The sequence below is a fragment of the Spiroplasma poulsonii genome (genome assembly GCF_009866525.1).
GTDB classification, from domain to species: domain Bacteria; phylum Bacillota_I; class Bacilli_A; order Mycoplasmatales; family Mycoplasmataceae; genus Spiroplasma; species Spiroplasma poulsonii.
On the sequence record NZ_CM020866.1, the window covers coordinates 860,795 to 883,645 of the forward strand.

The following is a 22,851-nucleotide window of genomic DNA, read 5'->3' on the forward strand; positions in this document are numbered from 1 at the left end:
AATTCATTTATCAAATTGAGTTAATAAAAATGCCAAAGCTACTGAATATAACTTTATTCGAATTGCAATGAATCCTGAAAAAGATGTACAAATTTCAATTAAAACACCAGAATTTGACACATTAACAGGAAAATCAAAGTTTGTATACAATAAAGTATCATTTAAAAACTTGTGTACCCATTTACAACCGGAACGTGATAAAGTTGTTGAAATTAAAAACAATCCTAAATTATCACGTGAAAAATCAATTAATTTTAAAAATCAACAGGAAGCTGATCGTCAATTAGCTGCACAAAATAAAAAGCAATTACAGCCATAGATATTAATTATTTATCTTTACTTATTTTTATAAATATATATTTATGAAAGTGAGACAAATATTATGGACAGAAAACAATTAAATTTAAATGACTATATTGTCAACAATAATGGATCAGTTATTGGTAAACATGTATATGAATGAAATACAGATACTAAAGTAATTACTTTAAAACTAAATAATGGTAATTTTATAACTATTGGCAAAAGTAAAAAAAGTAATAAAGCGCAAGAAAAAGCTTTAAAAGTAGCCAAAAGAATTAAAAAATGAGATGACAAATATAATCAGGTTAAAAAACCATTTTTAATGAAGAAATGAAAATGGGATTTAAAAAAAGAGCAAATTAGCAAAGAAACTCTTAGAAATGTTTTAGCAGAAACAGTTGATGCAAAAAGACAAACTGAACTAATTACTTCAAATTTAAAAAACAAAATTGAAGATACTCAGCAAGAACAACAAACTAGTTTAAATGTTGAAAAGCCCTCAGCTAAAAAGGTTGAATTATCTGAAATTGAAATATTAGACTTCTTGCATTACTTGTTAAAAAATTGCAAATATTTGTAAAAAAGATACTAATAGAAAAATATAATTTTAATTAATTATGTTTTTTATTTAAAAATTTAATATTTTTCCACAACGAAAAATTAATTTATTATTTAAATTATTTAATTTTAAATAAATATTTTATGTTAAATATAATAATTGTAAATTATAAATTGAGGCAATTAAATTAAATCTTAAACCAAATCTTTTTCTTCGATTACGATATTTTTCTGTAATAATTTTAAATTTTTTAAGAATAGCAAAAATATTTTCAATAATAATTCTCATTTTTGAAACTAGTCTATTATATTGCTTTTGTTCTTTGTTTAAAGGGTTTTTCTTTGTTTTCTTTGTAGGTATTAGAACATTATTGTGATTTTTTTGTATTCCTTGATAACCACTATCAACTATTAATTTGGTATTTTTTAAAATTGGGATTTTTGATTCTTTAAATAAAGCATAATCATGTTTTTTTCCGAGCGAAAAACTTGTTGCAATAATTTTTTTGGTTTCTTGTTCGATAATTACTTGTGTTTTGATCGTGTGTTTTTTCTTTTTACCAGAATAAGATTGTTTTTGTCTTTTTTTGGGCGTTGGATTGGAGTTTCGGTAGCATCAATAATAATAGTTTTATCATTAAAATAATCATTTATTAGTGCTTTTTTACCAGCAAGTTGTTGAAAATCAGAGTTTTTAATTAAAATATCTTCAATTCACTTAATATTACGATAACAATTAGCCTCACTAATATCAAAACTTTTACCAAGATGAAAATAAGTCTGATATTCTCGTCAATATAATAAAGTCATCAATAATCTATTTTCTAATGATAATTTATTAGTTTTACCACCTTTTTTAAATTTTTCTATTTCAGCAACTTTTAAAATATCTAACATTTTATTAAAAGTGAATTTTTTTATTCCTGTTAATCTTAACCATTCTCTATCATTAAGAGTATTAAATTTATTATTGTTCATATTTTTATGTCCTCATAAATTATATTTTATAATAATATTTTAATAAAAAAGGGTATCGCAAGAAGTCTATTAAAAAATGAACTTCTTAATGAAAAGAAAAAATTAGCAGAAGCTAATGAAAAACTGAATCTTTTGTTAAAAGAAGTTGCAACATTACGTAAAGAAAATGCAAATTTAAAAACTGCAAATAAAAAATTAAAAAAACAAAAAGTAGTTAAACCTGCTTTAACAGTTTAGGAGAATAATCATGGAATTAACAGTCAATTACAGAGAATATAGTCATCCATATCGATTAAAGACGTTGCTAGAATTATGGAAAAAAATTGATAATGAATATTTTTATTCTCGAAATCAAAGAGTAAATTCATTAGATAGTAATATTTTTACAATAGATATCGGAAATCAAGAATTTCAAGCTATTTGCCAAAATTTAAATATTAGATTATTAATAAGTACTTTAAATGAGTACAAAGAATTTGATGAAGAAAGTTTTTATAAAAACATAGATGCTTTGCCAACAGATATTAGAGAATATAATGTAGTTAATTTTAATAAATTATTTCCTGCATCAGGTTTTATTGAAGAAGCTCTTGATCGAAAACAAGCAATAAAAGAAATTAAAGAAATTTATAGTAAAAATCCAGAATATACATTTTCAGCTAATGGCTATTGTCCAACTGATGATATTGAAGATGATTTAACTGGTGATGGTCATTATTGAACCGATTGAGTGGATATTGATGCTGAAGAATTAATTGCCAAACTTGATGATCCAAATTATCAAATTGAAACTTGAATTTGTAATGAGTTATATCAAGATCAAGTTTTTAGTCAAGAAAAAATTCAAGAGAATTTACGCACTATTGAAAATGAAAAGCAGTATGTTACTAAACTTGAATCTATTGGAATTGAAGTTCAGAAAGAAAACGAAGTATTTAAAAAAGTAGTCATTGAAAATAAAGCTACAATCGCAAATTTAACAGAAAAATTAAATCGATTAAGTTCTCAAGTAATAAATTTAAATAAAGAGAACAAAAATTTAATTAAAACTAATAATGATTTGGAATGGCAAGGGTTTTTTGGACAAATTTTATGTAGAGTAAAGATTTTTATATTCAATTGGTGTTAAATAATTTAATTTGCTGTGAATTCGTACATTATTGTATCAATTAACATAGTCAAATAATTCTAATTTAAATTGTTCAATATTTTTAAATTTTCTGTTTTTAATTAATTCTGTTTTTAAAATTTTATAGGTTGATTCAGAAACAGCATTATCATAAGGACGGCCTGGTTTACTATAAGATTTTGCAACATTGTTTTTAGCTAAAAGATTGTAAATGATATTGTTATTAAATTCGCTGCCTTGATCAGTATGAAATATTTTAATATTATCTAAAGAAAAACTAAGCTTTTTAAAAGTATTTTCAACTAATTTGGCATCTTTATGAGAACTAACATCATAACCAATAACTTCACGATTAAATAAATCAATTAGAAAGCACACATAATATCATTTGCTATTGATAGCAACTTGTGTTAAATCACTGACAACAACTTCATGTAGTTTATAATTATTAAATTCTTGATTTAACAAATTATGATATTTGTATATAGCGTTTTTGTTACTTTGATGTTTATATTTAAGTTTTGTATAATTGGAAATTAAGTTATATCTTTGCATTATTTTACTAATTTTTATTCGTGATAATAAAATATTTTGTTGTGCTAACATAACTTTAATTTTTCTTGTGCCATAATTTTTACGACTTTTTAAGAAAATACTGATAACAGCATTATCAATAGTATGGTTTGATTTAGGATTATTTGATTTCAATTGATAATAAAACGTTGATCTAGGAACTTTTAGTGTTTTGCATAAATTAGTAATTGCATATTTTTCTTTGTTGTTTTTAATAATTACTATTTTTTGCCTATTATCAGTGTGGCTTGCTTTAAAATATCATTTTCCATTCGTAATTGTTTAATTTCTTTTCTTAGATGAATTAGTTCATTTTCTTCTGGGCTTCGATTATCTTTTGCTTTAAATGAACCAGAATTATTGAATTCATAAATTCATTTTCAAACTGTTGATTTACCGACCTGATAGTCACTGGACAATTGTTTTGCTGTTTTACCTGTTTTATAAAGACTAACAATTTGTTGTTTAAATTCATCGGTATAATGATTCTTTGCCATAATTACACCCCCATTTATTAATTTAATTATAATCCTTACTCCACATTATTGTTGTCCAATTTATCTTAACCCATCCAATTTAAAAACTAAATTACATAATGTAGAAAAAAGTTATCAAGAATTTGGTGAACTTTTATAGGAGGTGACTTAAATGTCAGAAACAACAAATTGAGAAACAATATTAATTAATAAAAGTAGAATTGAAAAAGAATTAGAGAAAAATCTAGTTATTAATTATGATGAAAGTAAAAACTTTATTTATCCAAAAAAACTTGTTTTTCCAAAAAGTAAAACAATGGAAGATTTAGCAAGCTTAGACGATGCTAAATATGTTAATTTATCATTTCCGGTTGACGGTGATTTTAAAACGGTTACTGTTAAAGAAAAAAGGGAATTAAAAATGAAGATGGTAATTGAGTAAATAAAGAAGAAATTCTAGACTTAAAAGATTTAAAAGAGCATTTTAAATCTGAAAGTATAGAAATTTGAAAAACAGTTAAGGAGTTAAAAGAAAATTCATAATCTTTTTCTTTCAATTTTGGCAACAATTCATATTCCGTTTCTAGCAGATGGTGGAGATATTCCTAATCCACCAGATTGAATGAGTTTAGCAGATGCCTTTGGAGCATGAATGAAACCATTTTTTATTGCAGTAGCTGTGGTTGCTGGAATAGCTAGTGTTGGAACCTTAATTACTTGAGGATGGCGCTTTAAAAAGGCAAAAACAGCTGCTGAACGAAGCGAGTGTTGAGAAGGCCTATCAGGGTTATTTATTGGATTACTTATAATTTGTTTGGCATCTTCAATTGTAGCAATTATTGTATCTGTAGTTAAAACTAAAACATAGTTTTAACTAGTACTATCAAATAGAAAATAGAAAGGAGTTGATAGTTTGATTCATTTATATTTAGATTCAGTAATTGGTGATGCAATTTTAAAAGCAATTTATACTGCAGTTTGAGGAATGTTTATTCAAGGTCCATTACAATTAATTAGTCAATTTAATCAAATTTTAGTTTGATTAGCTAGTGGAGTAATTTTTGCGCTTATTTTTGGTAATAAAAAACTTGATGTAACTGATACATTAGACTTCTTGCATTACTTGTTAAAAAATTGCAAATATTTGTAAAAAAGATACTAATATAAAAATATAATTTTAATTAATTATGTTTTTTATTTAAAAATTTAATATTTTTCCACAACGAAAAATTAATTTATTATTTAAATTATTTAATTTTAAATAAATATTTTATGTTAAATATAATAATTGTAAATTATAAATTGAGGCAATTAAATTAAATCTTAAACCAAATCTTTTTCTTCGATTACGATATTTTTCTGTAATAATTTTAAATTTTTTAAGAATAGCAAAAATATTTTCAATAATAATTCTCATTTTTGAAACTAGTCTATTATATTGCTTTTGTTCTTTGTTTAAAGGATTTTTCTTTGTTTTCTTTGTAGGTATTAGAACATTATTGTGATTTTTTTGTATTCCTTGATAACCACTATCAACTATTAATTTGGTATTTTTTAAAATTGGGATTTTTGATTCTTTAAATAAAGCATAATCATGTTTTTTTCCGAGCGAAAAACTTGTTGCAATAATTTTTTTGGTTTCTTGTTCGATAATTACTTGTGTTTTGATCGTGTGTTTTTTCTTTTTACCAGAATAAGATTGTTTTTTTCTTTTTTTGGGCGTTGGATTGGAGTTTCGGTAGCATCAATAATAATAGTTTTATCATTAAAATAATCATTTATTAGTGCTTTTTTACCAGCAAGTTGTTGAAAATCAGAGTTTTTAATTAAAATATCTTCAATTCACTTAATATTACGATAACAATTAGCCTCACTAATATCAAAACTTTTACCAAGATGAAAATAAGTCTGATATTCTCGTCAATATAATAAAGTCATCAATAATCTATTTTCTAATGATAATTTATTAGTTTTACCACCTTTTTTAAATTTTTCTATTTCAGCAACTTTTAAAATATCTAACATTTTATTAAAAGTGGATTTTTTTATTCCTGTTAATCTTAACCATTCTCTATCATTAAGAGTATTAAATTTATTATTGTTCATATTTTTATGTCCTCATAAATTATATTTTATAATAATATTTTAATAAAAAAGGGTATCGCAAGAAGTCTATTTACTTTTTCGGGAATTCCATCAGTTTTTTGAGGATTTTGTATTCTAGCATTCTTTGTTTTAGTAGTAATATTTATGATTCAGTATTTTAAAATTATTTATAGTGATGTTGTTAAAATGAAACCAGCCCTTTTTGAAGCACTCAAAGGATCTGGTAAAGCTTTATTATTTATTTTTATTATTCCATTTGCCTTTTTCGTTGCAAATGAATTAATTGTATTTTTAAATAATGGAACTCAAATGATTTCTGGCGCACAAAATGTAAATATTGCTGATGTACTATATCATTTGGGAGATGCTTAATGAGATGAAACATCAGGGGCACCAAGCAATTATGGAGTGCCTGGTAATGTTTTAAAGTACAATATGTTTATTCAAATAATAGGAAAATACTTTTTTGTATATGCCTTAATAATGACTGGATTAGCTTTAACCGGGAAAGTAATTGAATTATTTATTTTATTTATTACTGGCCCAATTGTTTTTGCTAAAATGCCAAACGATGGTGGACAAGCAGCGGGAGTATGGAAAAACTTGTGTATTACTAAATTAATTGCTTCATGAGGGACGTTAACTTCATATTCATGCTTTACAATGGCAATATCATTATTACTAAAAAATGGGTTGAGTGATTTCTCAGAAATTGGTAGAATTGTTGCAATGTTGTTCTTTGTTTGTGGTGGTGCTGTGTCAATTTTAGGTGTTTCAGCGATGATTGCAAACTTTGTAGGTGAATCAGTTGGTGCAATGGAAGGCGCCGCGTCATTGCGTTCAACAATAGCCGCTGGAGGGATAATGTTTGCAGCAAGTCGAAAAGCAGGCCAAATTCTAGGATTTGGGAAGAATGCTGTTAATGCCGGTGGACAAAAACGTGGATTTTTCAGTAAAATGTTTGGAAAACCAGGTGGAGGGCCATATGATTCTCAAGACTTTTCTAGAGCAGATAGTGGTGGAATTAGTGAATTTGTTATTCCAAGAAATTCATTTCAAAATCGAACAGGACTAATGGCCGCTGTTGGTAGCACAATTGGTGGTATTTCAAGCATCTGAGCTGCTCGAAATGCAGCTGCATCATTACCAAAAGAAAAAGGTTCTGCTGAATGAAAAGCAGCTAAACAAGCAAGAAATAAAGCTGGTTGAAGTGTATTTGGTAAAGGTTTTGGAAATGTTGTTGGAAATGTTACTGGAGTTAATAAGGTGAAAGATGGTATTCGCAATATTAAGGAAAGTACAAAGCAACAATATGATTCACATTCTAAGAAATATGATGACAAAGATAACAATAAAAAATTATAGAAGCAGAATTGCTTCTTTTATTGTATAATTTTTGTAAGTATTAAGAGTTTTTATAGAAAGGAATATATTTAATGGGAATTATTGGGAGAATTATAGGTATCGGTGAAGATTCTAAACAAAAGGCTGCTGAAAAAAATTATCAGAAAGATTTAAAATGGCAAAGAGAGCAACAAGAAATTAAAAAAGAAAGACTTGAAAAAGTTAAACAAAGAATTTTAGAAGGTAAAGAACAATATGTTGTTGCTGTTTTAATGGAAGGAAAATATGGAATGGAACGTTTAACAAACTTTGTTAATGAAAATCCAGGTGTTATTCCGTCATATGTTTTGCCAACAGAAGAGTTAAAAAAATTAAATGGTGATAATATAATATAGTACAAAATGATTTAGAATTACAAAAACAAATTTTAGAATTAGAAAAAGAAAAATTAGCAATGCAGTTAGAAATTGAAAGGTTAAAACAATCTTCAAATAATGATGAAAATAATTCAAATGATTTTAAAATTAATAAATTGATGTCATGAGGTTATACTAAAGAAAAAGCAAATAAAGTTAGTGATGAAGATTTTGAAAGACTTGAATATTGATATAATAGACTTCTTGCATTACTTGTTAAAAAATTGCAAATATTTGTAAAAAAGATACTAATAGAAAAATATAATTTTAATTAATTATGTTTTTTATTTAAAAATTTAATATTTTTCCACAACGAAAAATTAATTTATTATTTAAATTATTTAATTTTAAATAAATATTTTATGTTAAATATAATAATTGTAAATTATAAATTGAGGCAATTAAATTAAATCTTAAACCAAATCTTTTTCTTCGATTACGATATTTTTCTGTAATAATTTTAAATTTTTTAAGAATAGCAAAAATATTTTCAATAATAATTCTCATTTTTGAAACTAGTCTATTATATTGCTTTTGTTCTTTGTTTAAAGGGTTTTTCTTTGTTTTCTTTGTAGGTATTAGAACATTATTGTGATTTTTTTGTATTCCTTGATAACCACTATCAACTATTAATTTGGTATTTTTTAAAATTGGGATTTTTGATTCTTTAAATAAAGCATAATCATGTTTTTTTCCGAGCGAAAAACTTGTTGCAATAATTTTTTTGGTTTCTTGTTCGATAATTACTTGTGTTTTGATCGTGTGTTTTTTCTTTTTACCAGAATAAGATTGTTTTTGTCTTTTTTTGGGCGTTGGATTGGAGTTTCGGTAGCATCAATAATAATAGTTTTATCATTAAAATAATCATTTATTAGTGCTTTTTTACCAGTAAGTTGTTGAAAATCAGAGTTTTTAATTAAAATATCTTCAATTCACTTAATATTACGATAACAATTAGCCTCACTAATATCAAAACTTTTACCAAGATGAAAATAAGTCTGATATTCTCGTCAATATAATAAAGTCATCAATAATCTATTTTCTAATGATAATTTATTAGTTTTACCACCTTTTTTAAATTTTTCTATTTCAGCAACTTTTAAAATATCTAACATTTTATTAAAAGTGGATTTTTTTATTCCTGTTAATCTTAACCATTCTCTATCATTAAGAGTATTAAATTTATTATTGTTCATATTTTTATGTCCTCATAAATTATATTTTATAATAATATTTTAATAAAAAAGGGTATCGCAAGAAGTCTAATAAAGATAGAAAGTTTTTTAATGATTTATTAGAGATTGAACTAGGAACAATAATGGTTAAAAATGAACAAATTAGTGAATAATCAAGTTAATTGCTTATCTGGTGAAATTTGGCTTTGTAAAATAGACAATAATAATGACATAAATCCTCATCCCGTTATTATTCTGAAGAATATTTATAACTATTGATATGATGCATTGCAATTATCAACATCATATTATAAAATAAAAAAATCCAAGTGGTTAATTAAACTTAATAAAAGTAATGGTCTACGAAAAGAAAGTTATGCGTGTGTTTCAGAACTAATCACTATAAACAGCAGAAATGGATGGGTTAAGATAAATTGGACAACAATAATGTGGAGTAAGGATTATAATTAAATTAATAAATGGAGGTGTAATTATGGCAAAGAATCATTATACCGATGAATTTAAACAACAAATTGTTAGTCTTTATAAAACAGGTAAAACAGCAAAACAATTGTCCAGTGACTATCAGGTCGGTAAATCAACAGTTTGAAAATGAATTCATGAATTCAATAATTCTGGTTCATTTAAAGCAAAAGATAATCGAAGCCCAGAAGAAAATGAACTAATTCAGCTAAGAAAAGAAATTAAACAATTACGAATGGAAAATGATATTTTAAAGCAAGCCACACTGATAATAGGCAAAAAATAGTAATTATTAAAAACAACAAAGAAAAATATGCAATTATTAATTTATGCAAAACACTAAAAGTTCCTAGATCAACGTTTTATTATCAATTGAAATCAAATAATCCTAAATCAAACCATACTATTGATAATGCTGTTATCAGTATTTTCTTAAAAAGTCGTAAAAATTATGGCACAAGAAAAATTAAAGTTATGTTAGCACAACAAAATATTTTATTATCACGAATAAAAATTAGTAAAATAATGCAAAGATATAACTTAATTTCCAATTATACAAAACTTAAATATAAACATCAAAGTAACAAAAACGCTACATACAAATATCATAATTTGTTAAATCAAGAATTTAATAATTATAAACTACATGAAGTTGTTGTCAGTGATTTAACACAAGTTGCTATCAATAGCAAATGATATTATGTGTGCTTTCTAATTGATTTATTTAATCGTGAAGTTATTGGTTATGATGTTAGTTCTCATAAAGATGCCAAATTAGTTGAAAATACTTTTAAAAAGCTTAGTTTTTCTTTAGATAATATTAAAATATTTCATACTGATCAAGGCAGCGAATTTAATAACAATATCATTTACAATCTTTTAGCTAAAAACAATGTTGCAAAATCTTATAGTAAACCAGGCTGTCCTTATGATAATGCTGTTTCTGAATCAACCTATAAAATTTTAAAAACAGAATTAATTAAAAACAGAAAATTTAAAAATATTGAACAATTTAAATTAGAATTATTTGACTATGTTAATTGATACAGTAGACTTCTTGCGATACCCTTTTTTATTAAAATATTATTATAAAATATAATTTATGAGGACATAAAAATATGAACAATAATAAATTTAATACTCTTAATGATAGAGAATGGTTAAGATTAACAGGAATAAAAAAATCCAATTTTAATAAAATGTTAGATATTTTAAAAGTTGCTGAAATAGAAAAATTTAAAAAAGGTGGTAAAACTAATAAATTATCATTAGAAAATAGATTATTGATGACTTTATTATATTGACGAGAATATCAGACTTATTTTCATCTTGGTAAAAGTTTTGATATTAGTGAGGCTAATTGTTATCGTAATATTAAGTGAATTGAAGATATTTTAATTAAAAACTCTGATTTTCAACAACTTGCTGGTAAAAAAGCACTAATAAATGATTATTTTAATGATAAAACTATTATTATTGATGTTACCGAAACTCCAATCCAACGCCCAAAAAAAGACAAAAACAATCTTATTCTGGTAAAAAGAAAAAACACACGATCAAAACACAAGTAATTATCGAACAAGAAACCAAAAAAAATTATTGCAACAAGTTTTTCGCTCGGAAAAAAACATGATTATGCTTTATTTAAAGAATCAAAAATCCCAATTTTAAAAAATACCAAATTAATAGTTGATAGTGGTTATCAAGGAATACAAAAAAATCACAATAATGTTCTAATACCTACAAAGAAAACAAAGAAAAACCCTTTAAACAAAGAACAAAAGCAATATAATAGACTAGTTTCAAAAATGAGAATTATTATTGAAAATATTTTTGCTATTCTTAAAAAATTTAAAATTATTACAGAAAAATATCGTAATCGAAGAAAAAGATTTGGTTTAAGATTTAATTTAATTGCCTCAATTTATAATTTACAATTATTATATTTAACATAAAATATTTATTTAAAATTAAATAATTTAAATAATAAATTAATTTTTCGTTGTGGAAAAATATTAAATTTTTAAATAAAAAACATAATTAATTAAAATTATATTTTTCTATTAGTATCTTTTTTACAAATATTTGCAATTTTTTAACAAGTAAGTAATGCAAGAAGTCTAGTAATGTACGAATTCACAGCAAATTAAATTATTTAACACCAATTGAATATAAAAATCTTTACTCTACATAAAATTTGTCCAAAAAACCCTTGCCATTCCAGTTTGATGTTTTTGATGGATAAAAGCATCAAATTTATGTCCCTTAAACAACCACATAATTTATTCGATCGATAAATAATAAAAATTTGTTTTGTTTCAAAAAATATGATAATATGATATTATTAATTTATATAGTTTTAGGAGTTGAAATATTATGGCTACTGTTGTTGTCAAAGCAGGAGAACCGCTAGACAAAGTTTTAAAGCGTTTTAACAAGGTTTCTTCGGTAAAACGAAAAGAAGCCCGTAAACGAGAGCATTGAATGAGCAAAAAGGAAAAAAGACGCTATAAACAAGAGCAATCTCGTAGTTTTCGTTAAAAAAATCCCATAACTGGGATTTTTTTATTTTTTTTAAAAATTACTATCTTTTAAAATAACATAATCAACTTTTTTAATTGCGTCCAAATCTTTACCACCGGCATAAGAAATTGATGATTGTAAATCTTCTGTCATTTCTCGAAGAGTTTCAAAGATGCTTCCACGAATTTCAATTAATTCTTTTTTTCCTTCCACATAGCGTTTTTCGCCCTTATTGTACTCACTAGCTGATCCAAAGTATTCTTTATATTTTACACCATCAATTTCAACTTGTTTTCCTGGTGATTCTTGGTGGGCATCAAATAAACTACCAACCATACACATTGTGGCCCCCATTCGGATTGATTTTTCAATGTCACCATTAACTCGCAATCCACCATCAGCAATAATTGGTTTTGAACTTCCTTTACTACATCATTTCACAGCTGATAATTGTCAGCCACCATTTCCAAATCCTGTTTTTAATTTGGTAATACATACTTTTCCTGGCCCAATTCCAACTTTGGTTGCATCTGCCCCTCAATGTTCTAAATCACGAACGGCTTTTGGTGTTCCAACATTTCCGGCAATAATAAAGGTTTCTTCACCTAAATTAGTACGAATATGTTCAATCATTTTTTTAACACTAAAGGCATGGCCATTGGCAATATCAATTGTAATATAGTCTGGAACTAACTGTTCTTTCTTTAATGTTTCAATTAATTCAAAATCATTTGGTTTAACGCCAACAGAAATTGAAGTAATTAAGTTTTTACTTTTAATATGTTTAATAAATTTAACTTGATCAACATTAAAACGATGCATAATATAAAAATAGTTTTTTTCGGCTAATTTTTCACATAATTCTTCATTAACGACTGTTGCCATATTTGATGGGACAACAGGTAAATTAAAAGTATGTTTACCTAATTTAACGGTTGTATCACATTCTTTTCGCGAATCAACAACACATAATTCTGGAATCAATTGAATGTCTTCATAATCAAATGCTTTCACTATATATTTCACCTCACTATTTAAATGTATCATAAAAACAAGGGAAAAAGGGCAGTTTTATTTTTAAAATGTTTAGAAAAATATCTTGTAATGAGGGTTAGAAAGGCATATAGTTATTTACATAATTCAAGAAAGGAACAGGGATTATATTAATGATGACAAGAAATTTTGGATTTACTCGTTTTTGAATTGTATTGTCAAGTATTGTTGGAATTGTTGGAATTACCATTGCAGCAGGGGCTTATTTTTATTTATTAGGCCAATATAACAATGGTACTTTTAATGGCGATATCAACACAGCCAATAGTTGGTTAATGAATTCATATGCAGATTTAGCAAGTTATAAAGTAGTAATTTTACTAGTCGTAATTTTCTCTTTCTTTACAACAATTATCTGTAATATTGGGTTAATCCGTTATGCAATCGGCAGTAATGATGCCGAATTATGTGCCAATAAATGAAGTTTAGCGGTTTTATCATTATCACTTGGTGGGTTTTTGGCACCGTTTGCCTTAACATGACTACCAGATACTGATGTTAAAGCAACAAAAAATGCTCGTGTTGTAATTGTCCGCTATTTAGGAACTTCCTGATTAGTATCGGGTCTTGTTAGTATTGCTGTTATTATGATTTTTTATAACAAAGCAACAACTAAAGTTTGAGTAGGCGACTCACAACGAAATTTTGCGATTATGATGGGGGTATTAGCTGCCGTTAGTGTCATAAGCTTAATTTTGGTTCCTGGATTCTACAATAGTCGTGCTATTGCAAATATGATGGCAGAAACTTCTTTTGGAAAATGATTACGCTTTGTGTCAACCGTTTATACTGTTATCTTAACAATGATGTTAATAATTCAAATTATTACCGCATTACTAAAACTAATTGAAGCATTTGGCCGTCTGTTTCAAAAAGGACAAGATGGTTTATCAATTTTTGCCAACATCTTAAACTTTACGTCAACCTTAATTGGAACAATCTTTATGGTTTACTTAATAACAAAAGTAATTAAAGGATTGTGACGTCGTGAAGATGGGTATATGATTAATATTCCACAATATAAAACCGAAGATCGTGCACAACGTCAATATTAGTTGAACTTTAAAAAATGGATTTTATTAATTAATAAAATCCATTTTTCGTTAAAATAAAAAACATTCCCGTCAATTAAATTTAAATTTATGAATAATAAAGAAAAAGAATGTATTTATGAAATACATTAGACTTCTTGCGATACCCTTTTTTATTAAAATATTATTATAAAATATAATTTATGAGGACATAAAAATATGAACAATAATAAATTTAATACTCTTAATGATAGAGAATGGTTAAGATTAACAGGAATAAAAAAATCCACTTTTAATAAAATGTTAGATATTTTAAAAGTTGCTGAAATAGAAAAATTTAAAAAAGGTGGTAAAACTAATAAATTATCATTAGAAAATAGATTATTGATGACTTTATTATATTGACGAGAATATCAGACTTATTTTCATCTTGGTAAAAGTTTTGATATTAGTGAGGCTAATTGTTATCGTAATATTAAGTGAATTGAAGATATTTTAATTAAAAACTCTGATTTTCAACAACTTGCTGGTAAAAAAGCACTAATAAATGATTATTTTAATGATAAAACTATTATTATTGATGCTACCGAAACTCCAATCCAACGCCCAAAAAAAGACAAAAACAATCTTATTCTGGTAAAAAGAAAAAACACACGATCAAAACACAAGTAATTATCGAACAAGAAACCAAAAAAATTATTGCAACAAGTTTTTCGCTCGGAAAAAAACATGATTATGCTTTATTTAAAGAATCAAAAATCCCAATTTTAAAAAATACCAAATTAATAGTTGATAGTGGTTATCAAGGAATACAAAAAAATCACAATAATGTTCTAATACCTACAAAGAAAACAAAGAAAAACCCTTTAAACAAAGAACAAAAGCAATATAATAGACTAGTTTCAAAAATGAGAATTATTATTGAAAATATTTTTGCTATTCTTAAAAAATTTAAAATTATTAGACTTCTTGCATTACTTGTTAAAAAATTGCAAATATTTGTAAAAAAGATACTAATAGAAAAATATAATTTTAATTAATTATGTTTTTTATTTAAAAATTTAATATTTTTCCACAACGAAAAATTAATTTATTATTTAAATTATTTAATTTTAAATAAATATTTTATGTTAAATATAATAATTGTAAATTATAAATTGAGGCAATTAAATTAAATCTTAAACCAAATCTTTTTCTTCGATTACGATATTTTTCTGTAATAATTTTAAATTTTTTAAGAATAGCAAAAATATTTTCAATAATAATTCTCATTTTTGAAACTAGTCTATTATATTGCTTTTGTTCTTTGTTTAAAGGGTTTTTCTTTGTTTTCTTTGTAGGTATTAGAACATTATTGTGATTTTTTTGTATTCCTTGATAACCACTATCAACTATTAATTTGGTATTTTTTAAAATTGGGATTTTTGATTCTTTAAATAAAGCATAATCATGTTTTTTTCCGAGCGAAAAACTTGTTGCAATAATTTTTTTGGTTTCTTGTTCGATAATTACTTGTGTTTTGATCGTGTGTTTTTTCTTTTTACCAGAATAAGATTGTTTTTGTCTTTTTTTGGGCGTTGGATTGGAGTTTCGGTAGCATCAATAATAATAGTTTTATCATTAAAATAATCATTTATTAGTGCTTTTTTACCAGTAAGTTGTTGAAAATCAGAGTTTTTAATTAAAATATCTTCAATTCACTTAATATTACGATAACAATTAGCCTCACTAATATCAAAACTTTTACCAAGATGAAAATAAGTCTGATATTCTCGTCAATATAATAAAGTCATCAATAATCTATTTTCTAATGATAATTTATTAGTTTTACCACCTTTTTTAAATTTTTCTATTTCAGCAACTTTTAAAATATCTAACATTTTATTAAAAGTGGATTTTTTTATTCCTGTTAATCTTAACCATTCTCTATCATTAAGAGTATTAAATTTAGGTCGTATAAAAAATATTGGGGTTTTGGAAAAAAACTCGGAAATTGAATAAGAATAATAAATTAAACCATTTACTAAAATGGTTTTTTTATTTGTAAAACCAAAATTATTAATTGATTCAGAGAAAGGACAGCATCTTAAATTCTTAAAATAGAAACTTTTTACACAACTTTCTGATACCCTCTTTAAGTTGTTTACACATTTATAAATATCTTAGAAATTTTTACAAAGTGTACCTGTTTTTTCTCCTAATTTAAGGTGTTGTCTTTTCTTTGTTTCAGTTAATTAGTTTGTTAATAAATAAAAAAACTTAATAAAAGAAGGAGTAAGTAATGGAAATTAATAAACAACAAAAAATATGTGATGTTATTGATTGCTATAAATCAATATCATTCATTACCAAAGAATTTTTATCAAATAAAGTTTTATGAACTTGTGAAAAACATAAAAATTTATTAAATCATACAAAAGATAAAAACCAAGAGTGGTTTTATAAACGTTTAGAAAATTCAAAAATTATCTTTGATTATAAAACTGGTTTTTTAAAACTTTGATTTTATAAAACAACTTAATGCAGAGTGGAACGGTTATTTTAAATAACTAAGTGTTTTTATTCCACAGGAGGCGGTCTAGCACAGCGGTAATCAGTCCGGAAATAATAGACGCTTTAACAAGCGATAGTGGTGATAAGTGCGCGGTCAACATCGAACCACAATAAACAAAAGAGATGGTCACTTTATAAATAAATTTGCGATAGATATTACTTCTTAGAAGTGACAGCGGTTTAAAAACCACAAAGTCAGCATTAGGCTCTTCAAGGTGCAAGTAGATTTATTTTAAAAACTGAACGCTTTGACCTGAAATGGTGCGGGTGAAGAGAGAGAAAACTCTCTGGCTACAAAAACAAAAAACAACTGTCGATTATTTAACTAACAACATACCGCCACCGCTCACCCACAGCGAAGCGGATGGCGTAGTAAATAAAATAGATAAATACAATACTTATATAACTAATTCTCGCTTTGGCACTTTCACTTGGTAGTGAGTGCCAGCGAGTTAAAAAATAGGAAAAATAATTTAGGAGGTAAATATGAAAAATTTAAATAAAATTTGTCTTAAACAAAAATATTGAGGATATTGCTCAAAATGCAATCAAGAAAACAAATTACAAGAATTAATGTTTAAAAGTTATTCAGTATCATTTTAAGATATGACTGATGAACATTGAGCATTGGGGAAACAAAATTAGGAGGAATTAAATTATGAATAAAAGATACGTATTAATAATGAAATATAATAATTTGTTTGATAAAACAACTATTTTTAAAACAGATTTTTTTTATACATTAGAAGAAGCGAGGATTACTGCTAATGTTGAAAATGAAAATCATTGATTAACAACTATTATTGATTTAGAAGATAGCAATATTAAATGACAAGGAGATAAATAATTATGTGAAAAGATGAAAATGGTTATGTTTATACAGAAGAAGATTTATTTAATTTAGCATTAGATGAATGTTATTCAGAAGAAAGTGCTTATGAATATATTGATAATTTAATTAATGAAATGGAATTAGAGGAAATTTAATTATGGAAGATTTAAAATTAAATAATGAAGTTAAAAATATTACTTATCCGTTTTATTTAAAAGGAAATAATTTTAAAGAATTAAGCTTAAAAGCATTAACAATTAAAAAGTGAATTGATGAAAATGGACAAGAATTAGCAGAATTTATATATCGACAACAAGCTTGATTAATAAATGGAGAATATAAATCACAATCACTAAAAGATTTAAAATTAGTAGTTTCAAAAATTGATTATATTTTTAGAGAACCATTAGAAATAATAAAATCTTTTAAAGATGAATTAAATTTTATTAGAAAAGATATTTTAAATTTAGAAAATAATATTAAGAATAATCATGATTCTTTAAAAAATAGTGTCATTAATATTCAATTTCAAAAACAAAATAAAATTATTGAAACTCATAAAAAAGAGCAATTTTTAGAAATTAAAAGTATAGCAAAACAAGAACAAGAATTAAAAATTATTACTAGTAATTTTCGGAAAGAAAAATTATTAATTAAAGATATTGAGGTTATTGGTATTAATGATGATTTTTTACAAAATGCTGATAAATTAGAACTTATTAATCTTATTAAAAATTATTTAACTGTTGATGAACAAATTGTTAAAAATGAAATTAAAGATCAATGAGATAGTAATAAAGATATTAATTTAATTGGGGTTAAAGGTATTAATTTTAAAATAAATAAAGGAGAAAAATAACATGACAAATATTGTAGAATTTTTAAGAACAGATAAGGTAACTGATTGAATAAAAAGTAAATTTTCTAATGAAAATGAAATTGCAAGATTTAAAAGTAATATAATTGCAATATCAAATAGTAATGAATTATTACAAAAAGCAGATCCAAAAACAATTATGACTGCTTGTTATCAAGGTGTTTTATTAAATTTACCAATGGAAAAACAATTCGGTTATGCTTATGTAGTACCATATAATACAAAAATAACAAGAATTATTAATGGTCGTGAAATCCAAGAATGAATTAATCAAGCCCAATTTCAAATGGGTTATAAAGGTTATATTCAATTAGCCCAAAGAAGTGGCCAATATTTAGATATGTCAGTATCAGATGTTAGAGCAAATGAATTAATAAATTATGATCGTTTAAAAGGTACTGCTTTTAATTGAAATCAAAATGAAGATGAACGAGAAAAATTATCAATTATAGGTTATGTAGCATATTTTAAAATGGTTAATGGTTTTGAAAAAACTTTATATATGACAAAAGAGCAAATGGAAAATCATTTTATGAAATATTCTAAAACTTATGCTAAAAATAAATCATTTTATATTGCTAGTTTTGATGAAATGGCCCTTAAAACAGTATTAACATCATTATTAAGAAAATGAGGTATTATGTCAGTTGAATTACAACAAGCATATAAATCAGATCAAGCAGTTATTACAACTAATGATGAAAAGATTTATATTGATAATGATGCTACTTTCATCCAAAATAATGGGCATATTAACGATGAAACTTTATCAAATAATATAAATTTAAATTATAATACCCCACCTAATGATGAAATAGTGTACATAAACGATAATGTAGTTAAAGAAGAAGATATATCAAATGTAGTACCAGTAGTTAATAATAACAATGATGAAGAATGAGCCAATTGATAAAAATAGGTATTGACCCATCAGGAACTGGTACTACGGCTATTGTTGTTTATAAAAATAATAAATTAATAGATAAACAAGAATTTACAAATAAAGGCTGAAAAGAACATTATGAATTTATTATAAATTATTTGAAAAATGAAAAACTATTTGGGAAAATATTATCAAATAATCATAAACTAGAATATTTAATTTTTATAGAAAATTGTTTATATACAAATGCCAATGGCTCAAAAGATAGAGATGATTTATTGAAATTATTAGGTTCATTAGAAACGCAAGGATATATTGCTACTATTTCACCAAAACATACAAAATCAGTTGTTAAAAATATGGAAAATTTAAGTAAATATAATGATGGTTATATATGAAAATATGAAAAAGATGTTAATTTAACTTATCAATATGGTAAAAGTTGAAAATATAATAATGAAAAAATAAGTAATCATTTACGAGATGCAATTATTATTGCTAATTATGAAAGTTAATTTATGAAACATTCATATAATCAAAAAACAGGAAAATATTATTCTTGTAAAATTCGGAATATAAATGTTTACTTAAATGAAAATGAAGAACAAGTTTGAAATGAATTAAATTTTAATACTTATTCGCAACGAATTGAATATCTTATAAACTTTTATATAACACACAATAAAGAAAAATAAAAAATAACCAATTAAGGTTATTTTTTTAAATATTATTTGTTAATTGTCTAATGGCATCTTTTTGTGCTTGTTTTTTATCATTAACTTTAACTTGTTTTTTAACATTTTTAATTTGACCTGTTTTTAATGCTAATTCTGTTGCATAATCAGGTCCTCGTAAATGTTTTTCGTGGGCAATAACAGCAGTTCTTAATTCTCTGATTTCTGCTTTATATTTTTTAATTTTTTTAGCAGATAATCCTAGAATACCAAGACTACCCATTCCACCCGCACCCGCTAACACAAGTAAAGCAATCATTAATGTTTCATTCATTTTATTTAATTCCTTTCTTATTCTTACTCAAACAGTGGCCATCTATCCTTTCAGAACAAAATAATTTATAAATTAAACTATATAACCACCCAAAAATATCAACCGCCCCTATATATAGTCTATTTTAAATTTAATTCTTTGTTATTTTCTTCTTGTTTTTGTTTTTTAATATTTTCATTTTGTATATTTTTAAATATTTCTTCTGTTATGCCATCTAAATTATTTCATTGTTTTGCTAATCTTGGTTGAATAACACGCGGATTAATCCGACAATCTAAACAATGTCTTAAATGGTCTTTTTTTCATTTTGATTTATCAATTCAAATGATAATTAAAGAAATTATTAAAGTAATTAAAGGTAATATTGTAAATACTAATCCCATTTTAGATATTTTTAATCTTGGTATATCAATTTTCATATCTACTTTTGGTTTACTACTAGCAACAAATATGCCCTGAATTCCATACGTAAATAAAGGTGTTAATAAAATAGCAATGCCATTACCTCAATATTGACCATAATTATATCAATTAATATCATCTTTAATTGCATTAATCATTCCATATTCTAACCAACAATTTAATGCTAAAAATATCAATGTATAAAAACTAACTACTCAACTACGAATTTTATATTTTCTTTCTCATTCTCTAATATCTTTATGAGTTCAATTATAAGTTGGAATAGGGTCTTTTTTAAATCAATTTCAAGGTAACGCCCCCTTTAATCAAGTTGTTTTATCTTGCTTCATAATTAACTCACCAATTTTCTTTCAATTTTTAAATTAACTATATTTACATTATCATAAGAACTAATAAGACCATTTGTGTCAATATACCAACCTGAAACACCTTTACTATATGATACAACAATTCCACAACCAATATCAAAATCTTTAAAAGTTTCTACAAACATATATGGTAAAATTGAAAATTGACATCATATTTTATATTTAAATTTAGAACTATCAAAATCTTTAATTTGATATTCAGTTGCTGGTTTAAAATCACTAGTATCTACAAATTCTCAATCATTACCAACACTAATAGAAATATCACCATTACCTAATAATGAATTACCATTAATAGTTTTAATATTTTCCCCACTTACTAATTTATCTTGTTTAAGAATAATATCTTGTGATGTTTTTACAATATATTTATCATCTTGCTTATCAATATAATCTTTATTTAAATCACTATCTTTAATACCATATGATGGAATATCACCACTTTGTTTTGCTTTTCAGACATTATCTTCATAATAAATCGTGTTATTATCAAATGGAACTATTAATTTAATATATTCATTATAATCAATTTTAGAAAAATCATTAATAATTGGATAAGTAATATTTATTGAACCATCTGTTTGCAATCGCTCTTTTAATCAAAATAATAATGTTGGATAAAATGTTTTTTTAGTAATATATTTATATTCTTCTTCTCATGGATGAGAATAGTTTCCTAAATGATAATTATACGGTCTAGATACCGTTTTACTAGATATAATATCAATTATTTCACCTGCTAATTTTAAAGCATTTTTAACATCACGAGTAATATTTTCATTTGCTTCTGGGTCATTAGTTTGTGAATATGCTACACCACCTTGTGAAAATGAAGCACTACCAGTTAAATCATTAACTCCTTTTGGTAAATATCAATTTATAACTGCTAATAAACAAGCCGATTGAATATAACTTAATCATTTATCATATTCAATTAAACCAGTATTATCTTTTTTTACTCAAGGAAACAAATCTTTTTTATTAATTTTATCTGAAATTGTCCCACCTGATAATCTATCCATTCATAAACTAGTTTTTAAAATAGCATTATAAATTAAGTTATCATTACAAGCAGATTGCTTTCTATCATTAATAGGTTGTCAAAGTTTACTTTCTTTCACATCTTCAACTGTTATAAATAACAAATTACTTAAATTATTTTCCATATAAAACACCTCTTAATTGATTACGATATTTATTTTTTAAATTACTTGGCTTATAACTATTAACTCTTGTTTTTGTTTTCTTAATTGTTTTGATAGTTTGATTAGTTTTGTAAAACATATTTTTAACTGGTGATTTATATAAATTCTTAATATTTTTAACATCACTTTTTCGTTCTCGATACCATTTTTTATTATTAATTTCACCAGCAAAATTAAAATTAAAATGGCCAATCTTTAAATTATTAATAAACTTTTTAATTTGTTGTAATTTTTGAACTGTTGGTAATGTTAATTTAGTAGTTCCTTTGGGATATTTTTCTTTTAATCCTCTTGGCAGTCTTTTTTTAATATAATTTCTTAAATGACTAGGTAATCATTTTCTTAATCAATAACGTCAAAATAAAGTACCCGCATTAGAAACGGCATTACTTAATAATTTTCAAATTTCAACTGGAACACTAGGATAAACATAGGGACCATAAAACTTCGGGTGTTTTGCTGTTTTTGTATATATTAAAATAGTTAAATTACCTGTTAAAGTTAATTTATTTGTAATATTAAACATACCACTATCAAGTCAACTACTATTTAAA

At 24.7% G+C, this 22,851-nt stretch carries 38 protein-coding genes and 1 pseudogene; 24 read left to right on the top strand and 15 right to left on the bottom strand.

The genetic code is table 4. The annotated features are described in order from the left end of the window. Positions 1-67 precede the first annotated feature (67 nt). Both MSROBK_RS04775 and MSROBK_RS04780 read left to right on the top strand, forming a co-directional pair. Positions 68-319, top strand: a complete 252-nt coding sequence (locus MSROBK_RS04775) for a hypothetical protein (RefSeq protein WP_040093363.1) — start codon at positions 68-70, stop codon at positions 317-319. Between the two features lie 63 nt (positions 320-382). Further along, a complete protein-coding gene (locus MSROBK_RS04780) occupies positions 383-883 on the top strand; it encodes a hypothetical protein (protein WP_040093364.1) in 501 nt (166 codons plus the stop codon). Positions 884-1,003: 120 nt separating this feature from the next. On the opposite strand, the gene MSROBK_RS13390 is transcribed toward MSROBK_RS04780, so the two are convergent. Further along, a complete protein-coding gene (locus tag MSROBK_RS13390) occupies positions 1,004-1,402 on the bottom strand; it encodes a transposase family protein (protein ID WP_242441474.1) in 399 nt (132 codons plus the stop codon). Further along, entirely contained in the window at positions 1,387-1,839 is a 453-nt protein-coding gene (locus MSROBK_RS13395) for an IS5 family transposase (RefSeq protein WP_040092647.1), read from the bottom strand. Before MSROBK_RS13395 ends, MSROBK_RS13390 begins: the two co-directional genes overlap by 16 nt. A gap of 247 nt (positions 1,840-2,086) precedes the next feature. Between MSROBK_RS13395 and MSROBK_RS04790 the strand changes: the two genes are divergently transcribed. Next, a complete protein-coding gene (locus MSROBK_RS04790) occupies positions 2,087-2,968 on the top strand; it encodes a hypothetical protein (RefSeq protein ID WP_040093366.1) in 882 nt (293 codons plus the stop codon). Here the strand turns inward: MSROBK_RS04790 and MSROBK_RS04795 are convergent. After that, positions 2,930-3,820, bottom strand: a complete 891-nt coding sequence (locus MSROBK_RS04795) for an IS3 family transposase (protein ID WP_206780843.1) — start codon at positions 3,818-3,820, stop codon at positions 2,930-2,932. The genes MSROBK_RS04790 and MSROBK_RS04795 overlap by 39 nt on opposite strands. After that, positions 3,763-4,038: an IS3 family transposase gene (locus MSROBK_RS04800; protein WP_040092565.1), complete on the bottom strand. Its 276-nt coding sequence runs from the start codon at positions 4,036-4,038 to the stop codon at positions 3,763-3,765. Before MSROBK_RS04800 ends, MSROBK_RS04795 begins: the two co-directional genes overlap by 58 nt. 151 nt (positions 4,039-4,189) lie before the next feature. On the opposite strand from MSROBK_RS04800, the gene MSROBK_RS04805 reads away from it, so the two are divergent. From MSROBK_RS04805 to MSROBK_RS04815, 3 genes are all read left to right on the top strand, one after another. Then, complete coding sequence (locus tag MSROBK_RS04805; protein WP_040093370.1) at positions 4,190-4,459, top strand: hypothetical protein; 270 nt, start codon at positions 4,190-4,192, stop codon at positions 4,457-4,459. Positions 4,460-4,639: 180 nt separating this feature from the next. Next, positions 4,640-4,885: a hypothetical protein gene (locus MSROBK_RS04810; protein WP_146182480.1), complete on the top strand. Its 246-nt coding sequence runs from the start codon at positions 4,640-4,642 to the stop codon at positions 4,883-4,885. Positions 4,886-4,930: 45 nt separating this feature from the next. Continuing rightward, positions 4,931-5,167 carry a hypothetical protein gene (locus MSROBK_RS04815; RefSeq protein WP_040093372.1) on the top strand — a complete coding sequence of 79 codons (237 nt, stop codon included), beginning with the start codon at positions 4,931-4,933 and terminating at the stop codon, positions 5,165-5,167. Between the two features lie 120 nt (positions 5,168-5,287). Here the strand turns inward: MSROBK_RS04815 and MSROBK_RS13400 are convergent, their stop codons facing one another. Both MSROBK_RS13400 and MSROBK_RS13405 read right to left on the bottom strand, forming a co-directional pair. Next, a complete protein-coding gene (locus MSROBK_RS13400) occupies positions 5,288-5,686 on the bottom strand; it encodes a transposase family protein (RefSeq protein ID WP_242441474.1) in 399 nt (132 codons plus the stop codon). After that, positions 5,671-6,123, bottom strand: a complete 453-nt coding sequence (locus MSROBK_RS13405) for an IS5 family transposase (protein WP_040093374.1) — start codon at positions 6,121-6,123, stop codon at positions 5,671-5,673. The genes MSROBK_RS13400 and MSROBK_RS13405 overlap by 16 nt, the downstream gene beginning before the upstream one ends. A gap of 144 nt (positions 6,124-6,267) precedes the next feature. On the opposite strand from MSROBK_RS13405, the gene MSROBK_RS04825 reads away from it, so the two are divergent. From MSROBK_RS04825 to MSROBK_RS04840, 4 genes and pseudogenes are all read left to right on the top strand, one after another. Further along, the gene (locus MSROBK_RS04825; RefSeq protein WP_040093375.1) at positions 6,268-6,495 is read left to right on the top strand and encodes a hypothetical protein; all 228 of its coding nucleotides are present in this window, start codon (positions 6,268-6,270) and stop codon (positions 6,493-6,495) included. Between the two features lie 30 nt (positions 6,496-6,525). Then, a pseudogene (locus MSROBK_RS04830) lies at positions 6,526-7,488 on the top strand (Mbov_0396 family ICE element transmembrane protein); the annotation flags it as partial. A 71-nt stretch (positions 7,489-7,559) separates the two neighbouring features. Further along, positions 7,560-7,862, top strand: coding sequence for a hypothetical protein (locus MSROBK_RS04835; RefSeq protein WP_040093377.1), 303 nt, complete (start codon positions 7,560-7,562; stop codon positions 7,860-7,862). A gap of 59 nt (positions 7,863-7,921) precedes the next feature. Then, positions 7,922-8,158: a hypothetical protein gene (locus MSROBK_RS04840; RefSeq protein WP_040093378.1), complete on the top strand. Its 237-nt coding sequence runs from the start codon at positions 7,922-7,924 to the stop codon at positions 8,156-8,158. Between the two features lie 85 nt (positions 8,159-8,243). Here MSROBK_RS04840 and MSROBK_RS13410 read toward each other — a convergent pair whose 3' ends face one another. Continuing rightward, on the bottom strand, positions 8,244-8,642 hold the full coding sequence (locus MSROBK_RS13410) for a transposase family protein (protein WP_242441474.1): 399 nt from the start codon (positions 8,640-8,642) through the stop codon (positions 8,244-8,246). Beyond that, positions 8,627-9,079 carry an IS5 family transposase gene (locus tag MSROBK_RS13415; RefSeq protein ID WP_040093379.1) on the bottom strand — a complete coding sequence of 151 codons (453 nt, stop codon included), beginning with the start codon at positions 9,077-9,079 and terminating at the stop codon, positions 8,627-8,629. Before MSROBK_RS13415 ends, MSROBK_RS13410 begins: the two co-directional genes overlap by 16 nt. Before the next feature lie 472 nt (positions 9,080-9,551). Here MSROBK_RS13415 and MSROBK_RS04850 point away from each other — a divergent pair, with 472 nt between their 5' ends. The 5 genes from MSROBK_RS04850 to rpsU all read left to right on the top strand — a co-directional run bounded on the left by MSROBK_RS04850 (position 9,552) and on the right by rpsU (position 12,082). Beyond that, positions 9,552-9,827, top strand: coding sequence for an IS3 family transposase (locus tag MSROBK_RS04850; RefSeq protein ID WP_040093278.1), 276 nt, complete (start codon positions 9,552-9,554; stop codon positions 9,825-9,827). Between the two features lie 35 nt (positions 9,828-9,862). Further along, complete coding sequence (locus MSROBK_RS04855) at positions 9,863-10,633, top strand: IS3 family transposase (RefSeq protein ID WP_242441480.1); 771 nt, start codon at positions 9,863-9,865, stop codon at positions 10,631-10,633. Positions 10,634-10,659: 26 nt separating this feature from the next. Beyond that, positions 10,660-11,112, top strand: a complete 453-nt coding sequence (locus MSROBK_RS13420) for a transposase family protein (protein WP_040093381.1) — start codon at positions 10,660-10,662, stop codon at positions 11,110-11,112. A 27-nt stretch (positions 11,113-11,139) separates the two neighbouring features. Beyond that, positions 11,140-11,496, top strand: coding sequence for a transposase family protein (locus MSROBK_RS13425; RefSeq protein ID WP_127093450.1), 357 nt, complete (start codon positions 11,140-11,142; stop codon positions 11,494-11,496). Between the two features lie 421 nt (positions 11,497-11,917). Further along, on the top strand, positions 11,918-12,082 hold the full coding sequence (gene rpsU / locus MSROBK_RS04865) for a 30S ribosomal protein S21 (RefSeq protein ID WP_040093382.1): 165 nt from the start codon (positions 11,918-11,920) through the stop codon (positions 12,080-12,082). Positions 12,083-12,115: 33 nt separating this feature from the next. Here rpsU and MSROBK_RS04870 read toward each other — a convergent pair whose 3' ends face one another. Next, on the bottom strand, positions 12,116-13,078 hold the full coding sequence (locus MSROBK_RS04870) for a GMP reductase (RefSeq protein WP_040093384.1): 963 nt from the start codon (positions 13,076-13,078) through the stop codon (positions 12,116-12,118). 152 nt (positions 13,079-13,230) lie between these two features. On the opposite strand from MSROBK_RS04870, the gene MSROBK_RS04875 reads away from it, so the two are divergent. The 3 genes from MSROBK_RS04875 (at position 13,231) to MSROBK_RS04885 (ending at position 15,188) form a co-directional block, all read left to right on the top strand. After that, positions 13,231-14,172 (top strand): hypothetical protein, encoded by a 942-nt coding sequence (locus MSROBK_RS04875; RefSeq protein WP_105628928.1) that lies wholly within the window; start codon positions 13,231-13,233, stop codon positions 14,170-14,172. A gap of 195 nt (positions 14,173-14,367) precedes the next feature. Continuing rightward, positions 14,368-14,820, top strand: coding sequence for an IS5 family transposase (locus MSROBK_RS04880; protein WP_040092446.1), 453 nt, complete (start codon positions 14,368-14,370; stop codon positions 14,818-14,820). After that, positions 14,805-15,188 carry a transposase family protein gene (locus MSROBK_RS04885; protein ID WP_242441481.1) on the top strand — a complete coding sequence of 128 codons (384 nt, stop codon included), beginning with the start codon at positions 14,805-14,807 and terminating at the stop codon, positions 15,186-15,188. Before MSROBK_RS04880 ends, MSROBK_RS04885 begins: the two co-directional genes overlap by 16 nt. 85 nt (positions 15,189-15,273) lie before the next feature. Here the strand turns inward: MSROBK_RS04885 and MSROBK_RS13430 are convergent, their stop codons facing one another. Both MSROBK_RS13430 and MSROBK_RS13435 read right to left on the bottom strand, forming a co-directional pair. After that, complete coding sequence (locus tag MSROBK_RS13430) at positions 15,274-15,672, bottom strand: transposase family protein (RefSeq protein WP_242441474.1); 399 nt, start codon at positions 15,670-15,672, stop codon at positions 15,274-15,276. Next, positions 15,657-16,028, bottom strand: a complete 372-nt coding sequence (locus MSROBK_RS13435) for a transposase family protein (RefSeq protein WP_416375020.1) — start codon at positions 16,026-16,028, stop codon at positions 15,657-15,659. Before MSROBK_RS13435 ends, MSROBK_RS13430 begins: the two co-directional genes overlap by 16 nt. A 401-nt stretch (positions 16,029-16,429) precedes the next feature. Here MSROBK_RS13435 and MSROBK_RS04895 point away from each other — a divergent pair, with 401 nt between their 5' ends. The 6 genes from MSROBK_RS04895 (at position 16,430) to MSROBK_RS04920 (ending at position 19,808) form a co-directional block, all read left to right on the top strand. After that, the gene (locus MSROBK_RS04895) at positions 16,430-16,669 is read left to right on the top strand and encodes a hypothetical protein (RefSeq protein WP_040092486.1); all 240 of its coding nucleotides are present in this window, start codon (positions 16,430-16,432) and stop codon (positions 16,667-16,669) included. 690 nt (positions 16,670-17,359) lie between these two features. Further along, positions 17,360-17,548 (top strand): hypothetical protein, encoded by a 189-nt coding sequence (locus MSROBK_RS04900; protein ID WP_133165036.1) that lies wholly within the window; start codon positions 17,360-17,362, stop codon positions 17,546-17,548. Between the two features lie 2 nt (positions 17,549-17,550). Continuing rightward, entirely contained in the window at positions 17,551-17,688 is a 138-nt protein-coding gene (locus MSROBK_RS04905) for a hypothetical protein (protein WP_157944213.1), read from the top strand. A 2-nt stretch (positions 17,689-17,690) separates the two neighbouring features. Further along, the gene (locus MSROBK_RS04910; protein ID WP_040092600.1) at positions 17,691-18,392 is read left to right on the top strand and encodes a hypothetical protein; all 702 of its coding nucleotides are present in this window, start codon (positions 17,691-17,693) and stop codon (positions 18,390-18,392) included. A 1-nt stretch (position 18,393) separates the two neighbouring features. Next, positions 18,394-19,323, top strand: a complete 930-nt coding sequence (locus tag MSROBK_RS04915) for a recombinase RecT (protein WP_052443498.1) — start codon at positions 18,394-18,396, stop codon at positions 19,321-19,323. Beyond that, positions 19,308-19,808, top strand: a complete 501-nt coding sequence (locus MSROBK_RS04920) for a hypothetical protein (RefSeq protein ID WP_133165035.1) — start codon at positions 19,308-19,310, stop codon at positions 19,806-19,808. The genes MSROBK_RS04915 and MSROBK_RS04920 overlap by 16 nt, the downstream gene beginning before the upstream one ends. A gap of 205 nt (positions 19,809-20,013) precedes the next feature. Here the strand turns inward: MSROBK_RS04920 and MSROBK_RS04925 are convergent, their stop codons facing one another. The 4 genes from MSROBK_RS04925 to MSROBK_RS04940 form a co-directional block, all read right to left on the bottom strand. Then, positions 20,014-20,343, bottom strand: coding sequence for a hypothetical protein (locus MSROBK_RS04925; protein WP_133165051.1), 330 nt, complete (start codon positions 20,341-20,343; stop codon positions 20,014-20,016). Positions 20,344-20,420: 77 nt separating this feature from the next. Beyond that, positions 20,421-21,053: a hypothetical protein gene (locus tag MSROBK_RS04930; RefSeq protein ID WP_040093812.1), complete on the bottom strand. Its 633-nt coding sequence runs from the start codon at positions 21,051-21,053 to the stop codon at positions 20,421-20,423. A 2-nt stretch (positions 21,054-21,055) separates the two neighbouring features. Beyond that, positions 21,056-22,258, bottom strand: coding sequence for a hypothetical protein (locus MSROBK_RS04935; protein WP_040094123.1), 1,203 nt, complete (start codon positions 22,256-22,258; stop codon positions 21,056-21,058). Next, the coding region (locus MSROBK_RS04940; protein WP_227991462.1) for a hypothetical protein at positions 22,248-22,851 on the bottom strand (604 nt) is incomplete at its 5' end. The genes MSROBK_RS04935 and MSROBK_RS04940, both read right to left, overlap by 11 nt.